The organism is Candidatus Methanoperedens nitratireducens, assembly GCF_900196725.1.
GTDB lineage: Archaea > Halobacteriota > Methanosarcinia > Methanosarcinales > Methanoperedenaceae > Methanoperedens > Methanoperedens nitroreducens_A.
The window spans coordinates 1-15,786 of the sequence record NZ_FZMP01000124.1; the positions used below are offsets into that span (position 1 = coordinate 1).

Sequence of the window (15,786 nt, forward strand, 5' to 3'; positions counted from 1 at the left end):
TTTTAATACACCATTGGGGGGTCCCGAATTTTCAATCGCTGCTAAGAATGCAAAGCGTTACAGCATTAATCTTTGCGATCCGGTGTTAAAAAGCTAGAAATTATATAAACAACGAACTCGTACGAACTAATACCAACTCAAGCCCTTCAGAGTTCGTACGAGTTCGTATCAGTTCGTTGTCAATTACATCCTATCAGTTGCTATAAAAAGAGCCGGGCTCAAAGCCCCGCTCTCTCTACGATTACATCAGCTACCTGTTTTGCGCTCCTGAAAGGGAAGTCCCCTGCCTTGAGCAGTTTTCCTGCCTCGCCTGCCGTCATTTCAACACCATCTGCCCTGCATGTGGTATTTGCGCCCTGCGGGAAGGCTGCCAGCAGTTCCTCCGGCGTCTTTATCGGGAACTTTGCGCCTGCAAGTGCTCCTGTAATCTGTGCATGTATCTCGTCACGGATTGCCACTCGTATCACCTCATATTTCTATTGTGAGGTTGCAACCATATACTTAACCTTTATTAAACTGTACTAAGAGCCTATCCACGCACAGCAGGATAGGCTCTAAATCAAATTCCAATGTTCACTCCCCCTGTTGTTTTTCTGGCTAAAATAATGATTGGGGGGGGTGAACACTAAAAATGTTGTATTCAGCTCTAATTGTAACTGTTACATTGGTTTACTGCTGGCACGAAAAAGAGTTAAATTTAAATGGCGAACCTATGAATTGGTAACTACATAAGCAAGAAATCTGTACGAACTAAGACAGGATAAATTCAAAAACCTTATAAATGTATCCTGCCTTATGCGTTTGCGTGGTGATTTATTTTGTTAAGCGTCAATGAAAAGGCAATGGAAATCGCGGAAGATATGATGGACTGGTCCGAGGAGCTAAAGGTAAAAACAATCGAATTAAAGAACGGCTCCAAGGTAATAGACTGCGGGATAAACGTAGAAGGGGGTTACGAGGCAGGTCTTATGTTCACCGACATTTGCATGGGCGGTTTCGGAGCAAGCTCAATAACAGTACATAAAGTAAATGAGATACCCCTTGCTTTCATAGATATCACTACAGACCATCCTGCGATATCCTGCCTCGGCGCCCAGAAAGCCGGCTGGAGGATAAGCGTGGACAAGTATTTCGCGATGGGCTCAGGTCCTGCAAGGGCGCTTGCGCTCAAGCCAAAAAAGACCTACGAGCGCATCAAGTATGAAGATGATTATAATTACGCTGTTATTGCCCTTGAATCAAACCAGTTCCCCGATGAGAAGGTCATGGAAACCATTGCCGAAGCAAGCCATGTCGAGCCTGCAAATGTGATAGCTCTTGTCGCACCCACAGCAAGCATCGTGGGCTCGGTGCAGGTCTCAGGACGCGTGGTTGAGACTGCGATATTCAAGCTTAACGAACTGGGATACGATACTACAAGGATCGTAAGCGGCACAGGCTGCGCCCCGATAGCTCCTGTTGTCAAGGACGACCTGAAAGCCATGGGAAGCACGAATGATAGTGTGATATATTACGGCTCGGTGTTCCTGACCGTGAAGGGAATGGATGAAGAGAAATTCAAACAGGTGCCTTCGTCCACATCAAAGGACTACGGCAAACCGTTCTACAGGACTTTCAAGGATGCAGGGTATGATTTCTTCAAGATAGATGCTAACGTCTTCGCGCCAGCCGAGATAACGGTGAACGACCTTGAGACAGGCAAAACATACCACACGGGTCACCTGAACGGGGAAGTACTACTGGAATCATACGGGATAAGCGGGATTTAAGAGACTGTTTTCAGACTCAATCCCTGCCAATCACAGCGAAAAATTTATTTTAAGTCACGATAATATATAATATTCATGGAAGAAGTTAACCAGTCCGCAGCGTTCTTCAAATGCAATATTTGCGGTTTCGTGTTCGAGGCTGACCCCAACTTTATCCCGATACCCTGCCCGCAGTGCGGAAGCGAGGATACGGCGAGGACTTAGGTGCAGTAAGGATTATGCCTTCTTTACTGTAGCTTGAGAGACCGCGATGATCTGATTTGTGGCAGTATCAATTACTGTAACCTCAACTATGGAACGATCCTCTAATTTCCATTTGCTATCTACAGTATTATTTTGGATATCTGTTATTAAATTATTAATATTTTTACCATCGTAGCCAATAAGCCTTATGGTTTCACCAGCATCCCATGTAGTGCCATCCACAATTTCCCCAAGATTGCTCCCATCTTCCCCACCGTAATTATTTCCCGATAAATCCTTATAAGTAACCCTTATATCCTGAACCGATGACGGATGCGTATCGTGTCCGGTGTATGCATATCCTTTCCCTGCGATGATAATTTCAGTATTTTTCTTGATAAGCATATCGCCTCCCCTATGCTTTAGCACTATGACATTCTTATAGAGGGGTTTATCCGTATCCCCACTTGCCTCCACTACCAGGATCTTAGCCGCAGGAACAGGCTGTATCTCAAAAGCACCGTAAGCAAAAACCGATAGCGCAATGACCGAAACCATAATCACTGTCATACCGACAAGCAGGACTACTCCTATCACCGATGAAGCTGCACTCCTGCACTCACTTAACTGCCTCATGGCTCGCAGGATATTTTTGGTATCCTTAACTTTTTCGATTTTGTTTTTAACTACAATTTTGTTTTTACTAAAATAATTATTAAAGCCACAGAATAAGATTGGGAATACCACATCACTATGCTATATAAAAAGTCAGTAAAGCTGCTCTGCCGGAATCTGCCAGAGCAACTTTAGGTCACCGGACAAATGGAGAAAATCCTATTGATATTTTGTATGCTATCTTTAAGGAGATACTTTAGCTACTCTGCTCCTGCTTCTTCCTTCAAGCCAGTCCCCGATCCAGGTGCCTATGATAAAGAGCACTGTAAGGATTACTACTTCAACGAATATAGCCACGCCGCTGAGCGTCATGATCGAGCCGCCCACAAATAATCCCAGTACTACGAGGATAATGGCAAGCACTATGCCGATCATCAATCCTTTCCTGAGTAATGCACCGCGGTTTTCCCTTCCAGGGCTTACGTAGCCGTAGATTATTCCTAATACAAATGTTAGAGTTTCTAATAAAGCCATATTTTTTTCCCCCTTTCTAGCTTATTTACTGTACTCCATTAATAATGTTCTTCCTGTTACAATATATAGCTTTTGCCCGGTAATCAAAAAATTTCAATTCTGGCGTAGGCATTCTCACTTAAGGTTATTAAGGGCTTGGATGCTGAACGGTTAAAGAGCAAAAATCCTGGCGAAAGAAAATTACGTTTTGTCAAGCACAAACCACATAAAGAATAATTACAGTTAATCCGGTAGTGAGGATGTCAAGAAAATGTATTGAAATTCAAATCAAATAATCTAAATTGCATCTTTTTCAGAATGGCTTAAATAGCAGAAAAGAGTCTGTGGGTTAGACTTTATGACCGCGAAACGACTGCAAAATATCACAGAATCTGCAACGCTGCGGATATCAAATCTTGCTAGCGAATTAAAAAGCCAGGGCAAGGACATAATAAGCTTCAGCCTGGGTGAGCCTGATTTTACAACGCCTGGACATATCATCGATGCTGCAAAAGCATCTCTTGACAGGGGCGAGACGCACTACACGCCTTCGCCTGGAATCCCGGAACTCAGGCGCGCCATTGCCGAGAAATTAAAGAATGATAACAATATCGAGGCTAAGGCAGGCAATATTATAGTCACTCCCGGGGCAAAGCAGGCGATTTTTGAGGTCACCCTCTCCATACTCCAGGAGGGCGATGAAGCAATATTGTTCGATCCGGCATGGGTCTCGTATGACCCGTGCGTGAAACTTTCAGGTGCAAGGACCGTATGGGCAGCCACCGACAGGGACAATGGTTTCTCACCTTCCGGTCTTGCTGAGTACATAACAAAAAATACCAAGCTCATAGTTGTAAATAGCCCGTGCAATCCCACAGGCGGCGTATACGGCAAAGAGACGCTAAAAGAGATTGCAGACCTTGCGATCGATAATAATATTATGGTGCTTTCCGATGAGATTTACGAGAAGGTCATCTATGACAAGGAACACATAAGCATAGGGTCTTTTGACGGGATGCAGGAATTAACGATCACTGTCAACGGTTTCTCAAAAGCCTATGCAATGACTGGATGGCGGCTCGGGTACGTGAGCGCGCCAAAGAATATATACGAACAGATGCTAAAGCTGCATTCGCACTCCGTAAGCCAGGCGACCTCGTTCGTTCAGTATGCGGGGCTGGCTGCGCTCCAGGGCGACCAGACCTGTGTTGCCGACATGGTCCGGGAATTCAGGGAAAGAAGGGACCTCCTTATCAAAGGATTGAACGAACTTGATATCAGGTGCGCCAGTCCCGACGGCGCGTTCTATGCGTTTGCTGATGTGAGCGAGTATGGGAATGGAGAAAAGGTTGCTGAGCTTTTGCTTAATAAGGCATTCGTTGCAGCTACTCCGGGCGCAGCTTTTGGTGAAGCAGGAAATGATTTTATCAGGATATCCTACGCAACATCGCAGGAGCGCATCAGAGAGGCCCTGCGGAGAATGGAAGCCGTACTAAAATAACTATAGAGGATTTCGATTAAGTTATAATTTTTTCTGATTTTTGGTAATAGATGTATGTCTACGCCTATGTTTTCTATTTTTTGCTGTATCACAGAGATAGTAGTTGAAAGATATGAATGAAAGCGAGACCATATTCGATATAATTAAAAAGCGCCGCAGCGTCAGGCATTTCAACAGGGCTAAACTCCCGGATGAGCATATGCAGCAAATCCTTGAAGCAGGCAGGTGGGCACCCTCAGGCGCTAACGCCCAGCCGTGGCGCTTCGTTGTTGTGACGCAGAGGGAAACACTTGCAGCTTTAGCCGAATGCTGTTACTATAAAATGTTCAAATCCCGCCATGTAGGAGAAGCTGGCGCTGTGGTGGTCATATGCGCCGACCCCGGGGCTGGGAGCCAGACGTATCAGATTGATGCTGCGATTGCAGGGACGAATATGACCTTGATGGCGACGGCGCTGGGCATAGGCTCATGCTGGATCGGGGCTTTTGAGGAACAAACTATACGGAACATATTAAGGGTTCCTGAGAAATTAAAAATTATTGCGCTTATCGCCTTCGGATATGAGGTTGGGAAAGCCTCTGTCCCGCCGAGGCTGCCGCTTTCCAGCATCGTTCACAATGAGATATATGATACTGCAGGCGAACCTGGAATAATAACTAAAAAGAAATACTCTGGCGCTCTCTCTGTATTTGGGAAGCTGATGCGTGTACTGTTCAATAAACGCTAGAGGTGCCATGGAACTAATCCGCTTGATTATCGTCGCTTTAATATCCGTTTCTCCTATTGGAGAGGAAATGATTGCCATCCCTGCCGGGGTGGCTATGGGTCTGCCCATTTTTATTGTGGCGCCGGTAGCCGCAGCCGCTAATTTCCTGCCAGTTCCTGTTATTTCTTTTATTTTTTATCAGGGGAATAAATACACCCGTATCCATGGCTGGCTGTTGAGGCGCAGGAATGAAAAAGTAAAAAGATGGATGGATAAATATGGCATTGCAGGGCTTTTCCTCTTAACTCCATGGATTGGTGTCTATGCTGCTACCATTACCTGCGAACTGTTAAGTATGCAAAGGGCGAAAATATATGCCGCCGTTGCAGCAAGCCTGGTATTTTATGCTGTTATCGCCGCGTTAGTGATTACCCTTGGAATCCGGTTTATTTAATATTGTCGTTAATTGACTTGACATTATCAGATTGTCATTTTTGGTTATCATCATTGATTACAGATTATACCATTTATTTACTCCAAGGAGAAGGGTGAAATGTAAATGATTTCGCACTCTTGACATTAATGCAACCGGGGAAGATATCGCTTTTTGGATTGAAAAATGGTGCAAATCGAGTGAAATGAAGAAGTGGAGAAAATAAATGAAAATTATCTCGTTTGCCATGAAAAGCGTATCTTTTCCTCCAACATTGATTTTACAGGAGTCAGTTTCAGCCAGAGGAACCATTTGCTCGAACCAAAAAGGAGGTTTTATTGACATGTACAAGTTAATTAAGAAATCAATTGAAAAAAGCAAAAGTTTGATCCTGATCGCTGTCGTTTCATCACTTATTGCCTCTGCAACCGCATTTGTGTACGGGATGATAAGGACCTTTGCGATTATACTAAACTTCGTGATAAGTTACGGCAAAGACCCATTAGGCGTGATAGCCCTTCTGGGACTCATGGATATGTTCCTTATAGCCACCGTTCTTTTCATCTTTGCGATGGGCATGTATGAGCTTTTCATTGATAATATCGTTTTGCCGGATTGGCTTATTATCAGGAACCTTCATGATCTCAAAACAAAGTTGAGCAGTGTTATAATCCTGGTTATGGGTATTATATTTTTAGAACATCTGGTAGAATGGAGAGACCCGATCGGGACGGCTTTCTTTGGTATTTCAGTGGCAGTAGTTTCAGTTGCTCTTATAGCATTCAGTTATTTTGGGCAAAAAGAATAACGTCAGCAGCGTTTATTCCCGCAGGTCAGGCGGCAGTAGAAATCTTTGCGACCTTGCGCGCTTTGCGGTAAGGTTCCCATGTCACTCAGCAGATCAATTGATGCCCTTGATAAGAAAACATCCATGCAAGATTATTAAAGTAATTGAAGACTAATTATAATTATTGCCTCTGATATAACTGCAATATGAAAACAGAACAAGGCAAAAACAAAATGAAGACCAAAAGTATAAAAATCGAAAGAAGTATAGAAGAAATTATCGAAATACTGAAGAACTTCGACTTTATCCACAGTATTCTTCTTTTTTGGCTCGCGCGCAAGAGGAAAAACCGGAAGAGATGTTGATATCTGCATCATCCCTTCAAGGGAACTCAGCCTGAGAGAGCGATTATCAATTGATTCCGCTGTACCCTCTGGTGTGGATATTTCAATATATTTCGATCTGCCTATCCATATCAGAAAGAGGATTTCCGAAGAAGGAAAGGTGCTTTATACAAAAGATATGTACCATTTGCTAACCCTCTTCAAAGAGAACGATTCAGAATACAGCGGCTATAAGCGGTACAGGGAATATTACAACAAAGCGATCAGGGAGAGACTAAGGAAGAAATAAGTAGAACCTCCGGTTAAATTAAAATATTAGTACAACCATACAGTACAACTATGCCTTTAACAAAAGTAAGCCATAAGTTCCAGGTCGTAATACCTAAAGATATCCGTGAGCTTCTTGGTATTTCAAAGGGCGATACATTGCAGGTTTATAAGAAGGATAACGAAATCATAATGAAAAAAATCAAAACCGGAGAACCGCTATCTCTTAAAGATTTAAAGGGGCTTGGCAAGGAAATATGGAAAGATGTTAATGTTGAAGAGTATATCAAAAAGGAGCGGGATAGTTGGTAAAATACAGGCGTATCGGGCTTGATACCAATGTGCTGATATATTATATCGAGGAGCATCCTTTTTTCCTGGGTAAAGTTGAGCCCTTGGTAGACAGGATTGTCAAAGGGGAAGCAATCGGGATAACCTCTTATGTGACGCTTCTTGAATTGCTTGTAAAACCTCTTAAAGAGAAAAGATTCGATCTGGTTGAACAGTATAAAACAATATTGACTAACCGGCTTGAAATGGTGCCTCTTGAGGAAACAGTATCCTTAAAAGCGGCAGAACTGCGGGCAAAATACGGAATAAGAACACCTGATGCGATACAATTGGCATCTGTGATATCCAAAAATGGGGATGTCTTTGTAACCAACGATGAGAGGCTGGATAAGATTGATGAAATTAAGGTTTTGATTTTAAGCGATCTCCCGGAATGAGTAAACATTATAAACTCTTCGAATTTCATCCTATGAATCTTAGAGCTTGTCTGAATATTTTTTATGAGCTGAAAGCTGTGAACTGTTCTGTTTTTAATATATAGGTAAGCATTAAATATTAACGATGTGTTTTGAAATATTATCAAATGAGACAATTTTACATGCCAAGAAAAGCTAAAGAATCCAAGGACTTCGAAGAAATTACACTTGCAATAGCATTATTAGGCGGAATAATTGTAGTTTTATTGAAAGTTATTGATTATTCCAATAGTGAAGCTTTGGAATTGAATTTTAGTTCAAAGCCCTTGATATATGGTTTGATAGAGTTTTTATTAATAGAACTATTAATAATTTTCTTCTTTTTTATTTTCAAAGGGATATCGGTATATACAGATGAAAGAAAAGTGGAATTTGAGCGGATTGCAAGAAAGTTATTTATATACAGCTTTATATTTGCTTTTGGTTGGTTTATTGCCTCAATCGTAATAGTTTCTATTAAATTATATAATTTAATAGAAGGTTGGATTTGGTATGTTGTTGTTATTCTATTAATTTATGCTCTCATAGCAGTTTGGTATTCAAGTTTAATAAAATTATCAATTCTTAACAAAACCGCGGTTATTATTTTGTTTATATTATTGTTATCATTTATGATATCTTTGAAATTAGTACCCGTCTACTTGTTAACAGGCTCTAATACAATAGAAGAATTTTCACCATCGATTGATAATCCTGATATGCTAACCTTTACTATGAAAGAAAAAGGTGTTTATTACAATTTAACTGAAGTATGGTTATACGAACTAAACACTTCCAAACTCAACAATTCAAATAAATCTAACTTAAATAAGACTGACTATATCAAAATACCTAGAAACGAAAGTAATGCGAGTTGGTCAGATAATAAATATATTTGGGGACAGCAAGACAATACGGTATGGTACATAAATATAATCAATATCTCTAATTTGCCATCTGGAACTTATCTGTTACGAGCCTCAAGTAAGAGGTGATGCAGATAACAATTCTGGATTTGGAGAGTCAAAAAGACGAGCTGAAAAACTGTTCTATATTCCTCCAAAGAAAACAAATTACTCCTTTAACTGTACGCAAACATCATAACGATTCTGGTTAGTTATAATAGGTCTCTATCTACTATACATCAAATTTTCAGACAGGCTCTTAGACCTTCGCGCGCTTTGCGGTGAGATTTGTATCCCACCCCAACAAGCTATCCGATATAAACTTCAGCATCATTATGCAAAAACAAAAATAGGACGAAATGCATATCACATCAAGACGCGGAGAAAGCCATAATGGACAAAATGACACCTGCCATGCGCCAGTATTACGAGGCTAAAGAAAAACATAAAGATGCCCTGATATTCTTCAGGATGGGCGATTTTTACGAATCCTTCGGCGAGGATGCAAAGGTAATCGCAAAAGAGCTTGATATCACACTTACCACAAGAGGGAGGGATAAAGAAGGCGAAGATATGCCCCTTGCGGGAATCCCGTATCATGCCGTGGACTCATACCTTCCGCGCCTCATCAAAAAAGGATACAAAGTCGCAATATGTGAGCAGCTGGAAGACCCGAAGCAGGCAAAAGGAGTTGTGAAAAGAGGGGTTATAAGGGTTATCACACCGGGTACTGCTATTGATTCATCTCTGGTCACAGACCAGTCAAATAATTATCTGATGTCGGTTTCGGGAGAAGGACTCGTGTTCGGGGTATCGTTCCTGGATGTTAGCACCGGGGAACTCATAACCACGCAGTTCACAGATAATGAGAATTATGACAGGGTGATGAGCGAGGCTGCTCGGATGCGCCCGGCTGAATGCATTCTCCCGCCTGCGCTTTATGAGAATCAAAAGCTCACCGAACGCCTGAGAAGCCCGTGTATAACTCTTAACAAATACGAGGCTGAAGCGTTCGAAAATAAAAATTCATATGAGAACCTTAAAAAACATTTCGGCGTCATGACGCTTGAGGGAATGGGATGCGAGCAGCTCCCTTGCGCAATATCTTCTGCCGGCGCTGCCCTCATGTACGCAAAAACCACACAGATGAGAGACCTGGCTCACATACAGTCAATACGAACTTATTTTGAGAGCGAGTTCATGGTACTGGATTCGATAACGCTGCGGAACCTTGAGATCGTCCAGAGCGTACGCGGCGAATCACAGGGCTCATCCCTGCTCGGTGTGCTTGACCGCACAAAAACGCCAATGGGAGGGCGGATGCTTCGGAAAATGGTACTTGCGCCGCTTATCTCTGTCGATATAATAACCGAAAGGCTTGATGCAGTGGACGATATCGTGAAAAAGACGCTGCTCCGGTATGACCTGCGCTCCTGGCTTTCCGGGATCCGCGATATAGAGCGCCTCATAGGGCGCATCGTTTACGGGAATTCAAACGCCCGTGACCTGTTAGCGCTGAAGTTATCCCTCGTTCCCATCCCGGAGATCACAAAATCGCTTAAAGAGAATATTATAAAACCCGGGCTCTTATCTGACATTATCCGTAGATTCGGGGATTTCAGTGATATTGTCGCCCTGCTTGAGCGCGCGCTCATGGACGACCCGCCTGTGAGCGTTCGCGAAGGAGGGATGATAAAAGACGGATATAACGAAAAACTGGATGAGCTTAAAAAATTATCTCTCCACGGCAAGGACTGGATCGCAGAACTGCAGCAGCAGGAGCGCAATAGAACAGGCATAAAATCCCTTAAGGTCGGCTATAACTCCGTGTTCGGGTATTACATCGAGGTTACAAAAGCCAATCTCCCGCAGGTTCCTTCCGATTATATCCGGAAGCAGACAACCGCTAACGGGGAACGCTTCTATACACCGGCGCTCAAGGAAAAGGAAATGATGATCCTTTCCGCGGATGAAAAAAAGATGGCGCTTGAATTTGAACTATTTACTGAGATCAATTCCCTCATCGCGGCGCGGTCAAAGGAACTGCAGGCTACGGCTGCGGCGCTGGGAGAACTGGATGTCGTTGCAACCCTTGCGGAAGTTGCGGTGAATAACAGGTACGTAAGACCCGAAGTGAACGGGAGCTGCAGCATACTTATCCGCGACGGAAGGCATCCTGTTGTGGAAAGGTCGCTTACAGGCTTTGTACCTAACGATACACACATGGACTGCGAGGAGAACCAGTTCCTGCTCATAACAGGTCCCAACATGGCAGGAAAATCGACCTATATGAGGCAGACCGCGTTGATAGTAATCATGGCGCAGATCGGCAGTTTCGTGCCTGCGTCATATGCATCCGTGGGGCTCGTGGACAGGATATTCACGCGTGTTGGGGCTTTTGACGACCTTGCAAGCGGGCAAAGCACGTTCATGATAGAGATGGTGGAACTTGCTAATATCCTGAACAACGCAACTCCTAAGAGCCTTGTACTGCTTGATGAGATAGGCAGGGGCACAAGTACATACGACGGGTACAGCATAGCCAAAGCCGTTGTCGAGTTCATCCACAGTAAAGACCGCGTCGGCGTGCGCTCGCTTTTCGCCACGCATTACCACCAGCTTACCGCGCTTGAAGGTGCCCTGCGGCGTATGAAGAATTACCATATCGCGGTAAAAGAAGAGGGGAACGATCTTGTGTTCCTCCGGAAAATAGTTCCGGGCGCGACAGACAGGAGCTACGGAATCCATGTGGCAAGATTAGCAGGCGTGCCTCTGAAAGTGACGCAAAGAGCCAGGGAAATCTTAAAAGAGGTAGAGGACGGAAGCGCTATCCGCAGGGGTAAGGACAGTTCAAGATATACCCAGTTGATGCTTTTTGGCTCTGAGGAAGCAAAAGAATCGCCAGTGGTCGAGGAGTTAAAAAACCTTAACGTGGACGCTATGACGCCGCTTGAGGCGCTCAATGCACTGGCTGCACTTAAAAAGAAAGCGAACGGAGGATGAACTGAGAATTTGTCCGTTAACCGCGCTCCTTATTTTACGCTTATAGCCTCGTGTATGGTTTTTAGCAAGCTCTCGGCGGTATAGGGCTTCTGCAAAAAGGCGTGTATATGAGTATCACCGGTTCTTGCAAACTCATCTTTCTCTATTAATCCGCTGACAGCAATAATTTTGATATCGGGGTTAATTCTGTGAATCGCCTGGATGCTGCTGTGACCATCCATAACCGGCATCATCATGTCCATCAGAACAGCTTTGATACTGTCTTTATTTTGGGCATATAATGCTACTGCCTCTGCGCCGTCATCTGCCATATGCACTTTATACCCGTACTTTTTCAGCGTCGCAATAGTGACCTCGCGAATCGAGGCTTCATCTTCAGCAACAAGTATTGATTCCCCGTGCCCCATGAGTAAATCAGGCTGCTGAACCTCTCCTGCTTTTTGTAATTCGGTTTTAACAGCAGGTAAATAGACTTTGAATGTCGTCCCCTCCCCAACTGCGCTATGCACATCTATAAACCCGCCGTGACTTCTCACGATAGCAAGAGCGGTCGAAAGACCAAGACCTGTGCCTTTGCCATGCTCTTTTGTCGTGAAAAACGGGTCAAATATCCTGTCAACTGTTTTAGGAGGTATACCAGTCCCGGTATCAGAGACGGAAATGATAATGTATGGACCGGCTTTTGCCTCAGAGTTCATATGTACGTAGCTTTCATCCACCAGAAAATTCTCAATACAGATGCTCAGGATACCACCATCAGGCATGGCATCGCGGGCATTCACGCACAGGTTCATCACAACCTGGTGCAGCTGCGTGGCATCTCCGGAAATCATCCAGAGAGCCGCAGGGATATCCTTTCGGATTTCGATATTCCTTGGAAATACCTCTTTGATGGTTCTCTCGGTTTCGGATACAAGGTTTGTTACCTCAAGAGGATTGCGTTCACCTTCAACGCCCCGTGCAAAGGACAGGACTTGCTTTATTAAATCAGCTCCGCGCTGGGAGTTCCTTTCCAGGATAGTAAGCAACCTCTGGCTCTGTTCATCTTTGAATTTTTGTTTTAATATTTGCAGCAATAGCATAATCGGCGTCAGGATATTGTTGAGGTCGTGTGCAATGCCTCCGGCAAGCGTGCCTATGCTCTCCATCCGCTGCGCGCGTAGCAATTGTGATTCAAGCTTTTTCTTCTCAGTAACATCCGTGTTAATGATAAGTATCGATTTTGGTTTTCCTTCATTATCACGAACCAGGGTCCAGCGGCCCTCTACAGTGATCTCCCTGCCGTTCTTTGTTATCTGGCGTAATTCACCTTCCCACTCACCTTTCTCGACAATGCTCTTTTTGGCTTCGATAAGCGTGGGTAGTTCCTCTTTGTAGACAAGGCTGTCAGCATTTTTGCCTGTGGCTTCATCTGCGGTCCAGCCATACATGCGCTCTGCGCCTTTATTCCATGTGATTTTTCTATTTAGAGCCTCGCATGAAAAATGTCAGCTGCTGAAATCACTTACGCCTCAGATCAAGCCCCACAAGGACCTTTTCTTCATTAGACATATCGCCTATGATCCTGCGCAACGGAAGAGGAAGTTTCTTGATCAGCGTAGGTGCGGCGATTATCTGCTCCATTTTGGCAAACTCGGGCTGCTGGTATACATCGATTACTTCAAGCTCATATCTGCCTTTAAGATTCTCTTCGCATATTTTCTTGATATTCTGGATAGCCATCGTTGACTTCGGCGTTAAGCCGGTAACGTATAAACGCAACACATATATCTCTGTCCCGGATTTCTGGATCGCCTGTTCAAATTTCTTTTCAGTATCTTCTATTCCTTCTTCCCTCATGGCTATACCACCCTCTCATATTAACTTTATGAAGTTTTCCCATATTTATTCCTTTGCAGGGCGCAAATCAAGCCCTACAAGAACGCGCTCGGTATTGGAGAGATCCCCGATGATTTTCCTCAATGGCTGAGGAAGTTTTCGTACTAATGTCGGGATGGCAAATATCTGGTCTCCCTTGGCAAGCTGCGGATTTTTAAGGAGGTCGATAACCTCAATCCTGTATTTGCCAGCCAGGTGCTCTTCGCAGATCTTCTTAAGATTGTTAAATGCTGCTATTGATTTCGGTGTCTGTCCTGCAACATATAGCCGCAGTTCATACTTATCTGACCCTGTCTTTGAGCTTTCTAATTCTTCTATAGTTTCTGCATCATCATTCATTTAAGATTCCCCCTAACTTTTTTCCCGGATTGGTGTTTTGCCTCCGGAACTTCCGCTTTGCGCAGATGTCTCATCTCAGCGCGAGCCTCTTTCTGAGCTTCTCCACGGCGTTCTTCTTGCTGGATAAGCTTCTTCAATTCTTCTTCCCTGGCTTCAAAATCAGCGCGTATGGCAGCGATCTGAGCCTCTATCGCTTTGCGCTGGCGCTCAACATCATGCCTTCGCCGCTCTACCTCCTCTTTGCGCTCTGCTTCCTGCTCCCTTTCTTTCGCCTCCTGCGCAGTACGGGCAGTGCCAGTTAGCACGCCTTCAGGGCCAAGGTAAGCGTCGATTATATCTATGCCCTTTCCAGTCAGCCGGAACTCGCGTATCTGGTTGGAGTGTGCCATGCCGCGCGATTTCAGTATGTATATGCCGCGATTGCGCTCGCCGCCTATCTCGATATCGCGAAGCAATATCCACGTATCTATCAGGGATGATATGCCCATTTCTGTTGCCTCAAGAGATTCTCCCCCGCCTGATAAATATGTAAGCATAGCTGTGATTTGTTCTGTTTTTAACATATCAATAAGCCTTGTTAGCATTGATTTGACTTCTTCTTCGCTGCCAACAGTGACCAGGTTTGAGACCGGGTCAACGATAACTACGGACGGATTGAATTCGTTTATCAGTTTATGCATAGTTACAAGATGCATCTCAAGACCTGAGACCGTGGAGCGCGAAGCATGGATCTTCAAAAGACCTTTTTCCACCCACGGTTCAAGGTCAATACCTATTGAGTGCATATTGCGGATTATCTGCTTCGGTGAATCCTCAAATGCAAAATAGAGGCATCTCTCGCCGCGCTCACAGTTGACATTGGCAAAGCTGGATGAAAGACTGGTTTTGCCCGTCCCTGCCGTGCCCGATATAAGGATGCTGCTTCCCCGGTAGAATCCACCTTCCAGCATGGTATCGAGGCGGGGAACGCCGCTTGATATCCTCTCGGCAGATACGTCATGCTCAAGCCGGAGCGAAGTTATGGGCAGCACCGAGATGCCGTGCTCGTCCATAAGGAACGGATACTCGTTCGTGCCGTGTGTAGAGCCGCGGTATTTGACGACGCGCAAACGCCGTGTCAAGACCTGCCCCTCCACCCTGTGATCAAGAGTGATAACGCAGTCTGAGACGTATTCCTCAAGCCCGCGTCGCGTCAGTGTGCCTTCGCCCCGCTCTCCTGTGATGACGGCTGTAACTCCTTTTTCTTTCAGCCAGCTAAACAGCCTTCGGAGTTCTGCGCGCAGAATGCCTTCATTTGACAATCCTCCAAAGAGCGATTCTATGGTATCCAGTACAACCCTCTTTGCACCTATAGAATCGATAGCGTAGTTGAGGCGGATAAATAACCCCTCAAGGTCGTATTCTCCCGTCTCTTCAATTTCGCTCCGCTCGATGTAAACGTGATCGAGAGCCAATTTTTTGCTGTCTTCCGGGTTCTTTAAATTCCAGCCCAGGGATGCAAAATTCTTGACCAGGTCTCCGGTACTCTCTTCAAACGACATAAAGATGCCTGGCTCGTTATATTGTGTTGCCCCTCTTACGAGAAACTCCATGGCAATCATGGTTTTGCCGCTTCCGGCTCCTCCTGCCACCAGCGTCGGGCGTCCTCTCGGCAATCCTCCATCCAGTATATCGTCCAGTCCCCGGATGCCTGCCGGGCACTTCTCGAGAGCGGGCGGGGACTCGTTAGTATTCTCTTCTCTTGTCATTGCTTACGCCTATCTTGTTTCTTCTATATATTATATTATTTACCCTTTG

17 protein-coding genes and 1 pseudogene are annotated in these 15,786 nt (G+C 44.6%); 11 read left to right on the forward strand and 7 right to left on the reverse strand.

Features of this window, described 5'->3' with window-relative positions:
- Nucleotides 1-218: 218 nt before the first annotated feature.
- Entirely contained in the window at nucleotides 219-458 is a 240-nt protein-coding gene (locus tag MNV_RS09135) for an MTH865 family protein (protein WP_096205418.1), read from the reverse strand.
- A gap of 360 nt (nucleotides 459-818) precedes the next feature.
- Between MNV_RS09135 and mch the strand changes: the two genes are divergently transcribed.
- Both mch and MNV_RS20685 read left to right on the forward strand, forming a co-directional pair.
- The gene (gene mch, locus MNV_RS09140; RefSeq protein ID WP_096205420.1) at nucleotides 819-1,769 is read left to right on the forward strand and encodes a methenyltetrahydromethanopterin cyclohydrolase; all 951 of its coding nucleotides are present in this window, start codon (nucleotides 819-821) and stop codon (nucleotides 1,767-1,769) included.
- A gap of 75 nt (nucleotides 1,770-1,844) precedes the next feature.
- Nucleotides 1,845-1,973 carry a hypothetical protein gene (locus MNV_RS20685; RefSeq protein WP_257000009.1) on the forward strand — a complete coding sequence of 43 codons (129 nt, stop codon included), beginning with the start codon at nucleotides 1,845-1,847 and terminating at the stop codon, nucleotides 1,971-1,973.
- A gap of 12 nt (nucleotides 1,974-1,985) precedes the next feature.
- Here MNV_RS20685 and MNV_RS09145 read toward each other — a convergent pair whose 3' ends face one another.
- Both MNV_RS09145 and MNV_RS09150 read right to left on the reverse strand, forming a co-directional pair.
- Complete coding sequence (locus MNV_RS09145) at nucleotides 1,986-2,588, reverse strand: type IV pilin (RefSeq protein WP_143311712.1); 603 nt, start codon at nucleotides 2,586-2,588, stop codon at nucleotides 1,986-1,988.
- Between the two features lie 222 nt (nucleotides 2,589-2,810).
- Nucleotides 2,811-3,101 (reverse strand): hypothetical protein, encoded by a 291-nt coding sequence (locus tag MNV_RS09150; RefSeq protein WP_096205423.1) that lies wholly within the window; start codon nucleotides 3,099-3,101, stop codon nucleotides 2,811-2,813.
- A gap of 337 nt (nucleotides 3,102-3,438) precedes the next feature.
- Between MNV_RS09150 and MNV_RS09155 the strand changes: the two genes are divergently transcribed.
- The 9 genes and pseudogenes from MNV_RS09155 (at nucleotide 3,439) to mutS (ending at nucleotide 11,772) form a co-directional block, all read left to right on the forward strand.
- Nucleotides 3,439-4,581, forward strand: a complete 1,143-nt coding sequence (locus tag MNV_RS09155) for a pyridoxal phosphate-dependent aminotransferase (protein ID WP_096205425.1) — start codon at nucleotides 3,439-3,441, stop codon at nucleotides 4,579-4,581.
- A 112-nt stretch (nucleotides 4,582-4,693) separates the two neighbouring features.
- Complete coding sequence (locus MNV_RS09160) at nucleotides 4,694-5,308, forward strand: nitroreductase family protein (protein WP_257000013.1); 615 nt, start codon at nucleotides 4,694-4,696, stop codon at nucleotides 5,306-5,308.
- A 7-nt stretch (nucleotides 5,309-5,315) separates the two neighbouring features.
- Nucleotides 5,316-5,741: a small multi-drug export protein gene (locus MNV_RS09165; RefSeq protein WP_096205429.1), complete on the forward strand. Its 426-nt coding sequence runs from the start codon at nucleotides 5,316-5,318 to the stop codon at nucleotides 5,739-5,741.
- 205 nt (nucleotides 5,742-5,946) lie between these two features.
- Nucleotides 5,947-6,528: a YqhA family protein gene (locus tag MNV_RS09170; RefSeq protein ID WP_218837966.1), complete on the forward strand. Its 582-nt coding sequence runs from the start codon at nucleotides 5,947-5,949 to the stop codon at nucleotides 6,526-6,528.
- A 309-nt stretch (nucleotides 6,529-6,837) separates the two neighbouring features.
- Nucleotides 6,838-7,140: pseudogene (locus tag MNV_RS19595) on the forward strand (hypothetical protein); the annotation flags it as partial.
- A gap of 50 nt (nucleotides 7,141-7,190) precedes the next feature.
- Nucleotides 7,191-7,430, forward strand: a complete 240-nt coding sequence (locus tag MNV_RS09185) for an AbrB/MazE/SpoVT family DNA-binding domain-containing protein (protein ID WP_096205434.1) — start codon at nucleotides 7,191-7,193, stop codon at nucleotides 7,428-7,430.
- Nucleotides 7,424-7,846, forward strand: a complete 423-nt coding sequence (locus MNV_RS09190) for a type II toxin-antitoxin system VapC family toxin (protein WP_096205436.1) — start codon at nucleotides 7,424-7,426, stop codon at nucleotides 7,844-7,846. The genes MNV_RS09185 and MNV_RS09190 overlap by 7 nt, the downstream gene beginning before the upstream one ends.
- Before the next feature lie 161 nt (nucleotides 7,847-8,007).
- Entirely contained in the window at nucleotides 8,008-8,859 is an 852-nt protein-coding gene (locus MNV_RS09195; protein WP_096205438.1) for a hypothetical protein, read from the forward strand.
- 303 nt (nucleotides 8,860-9,162) lie between these two features.
- Nucleotides 9,163-11,772 carry a DNA mismatch repair protein MutS gene (gene mutS, locus MNV_RS09200; protein ID WP_394336537.1) on the forward strand — a complete coding sequence of 870 codons (2,610 nt, stop codon included), beginning with the start codon at nucleotides 9,163-9,165 and terminating at the stop codon, nucleotides 11,770-11,772.
- A gap of 29 nt (nucleotides 11,773-11,801) precedes the next feature.
- On the opposite strand, the gene MNV_RS09205 is transcribed toward mutS, so the two are convergent.
- The 4 genes from MNV_RS09205 to kaiC are packed head-to-tail and all read right to left on the reverse strand — an operon-like array spanning nucleotide 11,802 to nucleotide 15,737.
- On the reverse strand, nucleotides 11,802-13,229 hold the full coding sequence (locus MNV_RS09205; protein ID WP_257000014.1) for a hybrid sensor histidine kinase/response regulator: 1,428 nt from the start codon (nucleotides 13,227-13,229) through the stop codon (nucleotides 11,802-11,804).
- A 43-nt stretch (nucleotides 13,230-13,272) separates the two neighbouring features.
- On the reverse strand, nucleotides 13,273-13,611 hold the full coding sequence (locus MNV_RS09210) for a circadian clock KaiB family protein (RefSeq protein WP_096205444.1): 339 nt from the start codon (nucleotides 13,609-13,611) through the stop codon (nucleotides 13,273-13,275).
- A 45-nt stretch (nucleotides 13,612-13,656) separates the two neighbouring features.
- Complete coding sequence (kaiB, locus tag MNV_RS09215) at nucleotides 13,657-13,989, reverse strand: circadian clock protein KaiB (protein WP_096205446.1); 333 nt, start codon at nucleotides 13,987-13,989, stop codon at nucleotides 13,657-13,659.
- Complete coding sequence (kaiC, locus tag MNV_RS09220) at nucleotides 13,986-15,737, reverse strand: circadian clock protein KaiC (RefSeq protein WP_096205448.1); 1,752 nt, start codon at nucleotides 15,735-15,737, stop codon at nucleotides 13,986-13,988. The genes kaiB and kaiC overlap by 4 nt, the downstream gene beginning before the upstream one ends.
- Between the last annotated feature and the right edge of the window lie 49 nt (nucleotides 15,738-15,786).

Excerpts from the sequence above, each read along its gene's own strand:
- MNV_RS20685 (WP_257000009.1), top strand. The coding sequence starts at position 1,845 with ATGGAAGAAGTTAACCAGTCCGCAGCGTTCTTCAAATGCAATATTTGC.
- MNV_RS09145 (WP_143311712.1), bottom strand. The coding sequence starts at position 2,588 with ATGAGGCAGTTAAGTGAGTGCAGGAGTGCAGCTTCATCGGTGATAGGA.
- MNV_RS09150 (WP_096205423.1), bottom strand. The coding sequence starts at position 3,101 with ATGGCTTTATTAGAAACTCTAACATTTGTATTAGGAATAATCTACGGC.
- MNV_RS09155 (WP_096205425.1), top strand. The coding sequence starts at position 3,439 with ATGACCGCGAAACGACTGCAAAATATCACAGAATCTGCAACGCTGCGG.
- MNV_RS09160 (WP_257000013.1), top strand. The coding sequence starts at position 4,694 with ATGAATGAAAGCGAGACCATATTCGATATAATTAAAAAGCGCCGCAGC.
- MNV_RS09165 (WP_096205429.1), top strand. The coding sequence starts at position 5,316 with ATGGAACTAATCCGCTTGATTATCGTCGCTTTAATATCCGTTTCTCCT.
- MNV_RS09170 (WP_218837966.1), top strand. The coding sequence starts at position 5,947 with ATGAAAATTATCTCGTTTGCCATGAAAAGCGTATCTTTTCCTCCAACA.
- MNV_RS09185 (WP_096205434.1), top strand. The coding sequence starts at position 7,191 with ATGCCTTTAACAAAAGTAAGCCATAAGTTCCAGGTCGTAATACCTAAA.
- MNV_RS09195 (WP_096205438.1), top strand. The coding sequence starts at position 8,008 with ATGCCAAGAAAAGCTAAAGAATCCAAGGACTTCGAAGAAATTACACTT.
- mutS (WP_394336537.1), top strand. The coding sequence starts at position 9,163 with ATGGACAAAATGACACCTGCCATGCGCCAGTATTACGAGGCTAAAGAA.
- MNV_RS09210 (WP_096205444.1), bottom strand. The coding sequence starts at position 13,611 with ATGAGGGAAGAAGGAATAGAAGATACTGAAAAGAAATTTGAACAGGCG.
- kaiB (WP_096205446.1), bottom strand. The coding sequence starts at position 13,989 with ATGAATGATGATGCAGAAACTATAGAAGAATTAGAAAGCTCAAAGACA.
- kaiC (WP_096205448.1), bottom strand. The coding sequence starts at position 15,737 with ATGACAAGAGAAGAGAATACTAACGAGTCCCCGCCCGCTCTCGAGAAG.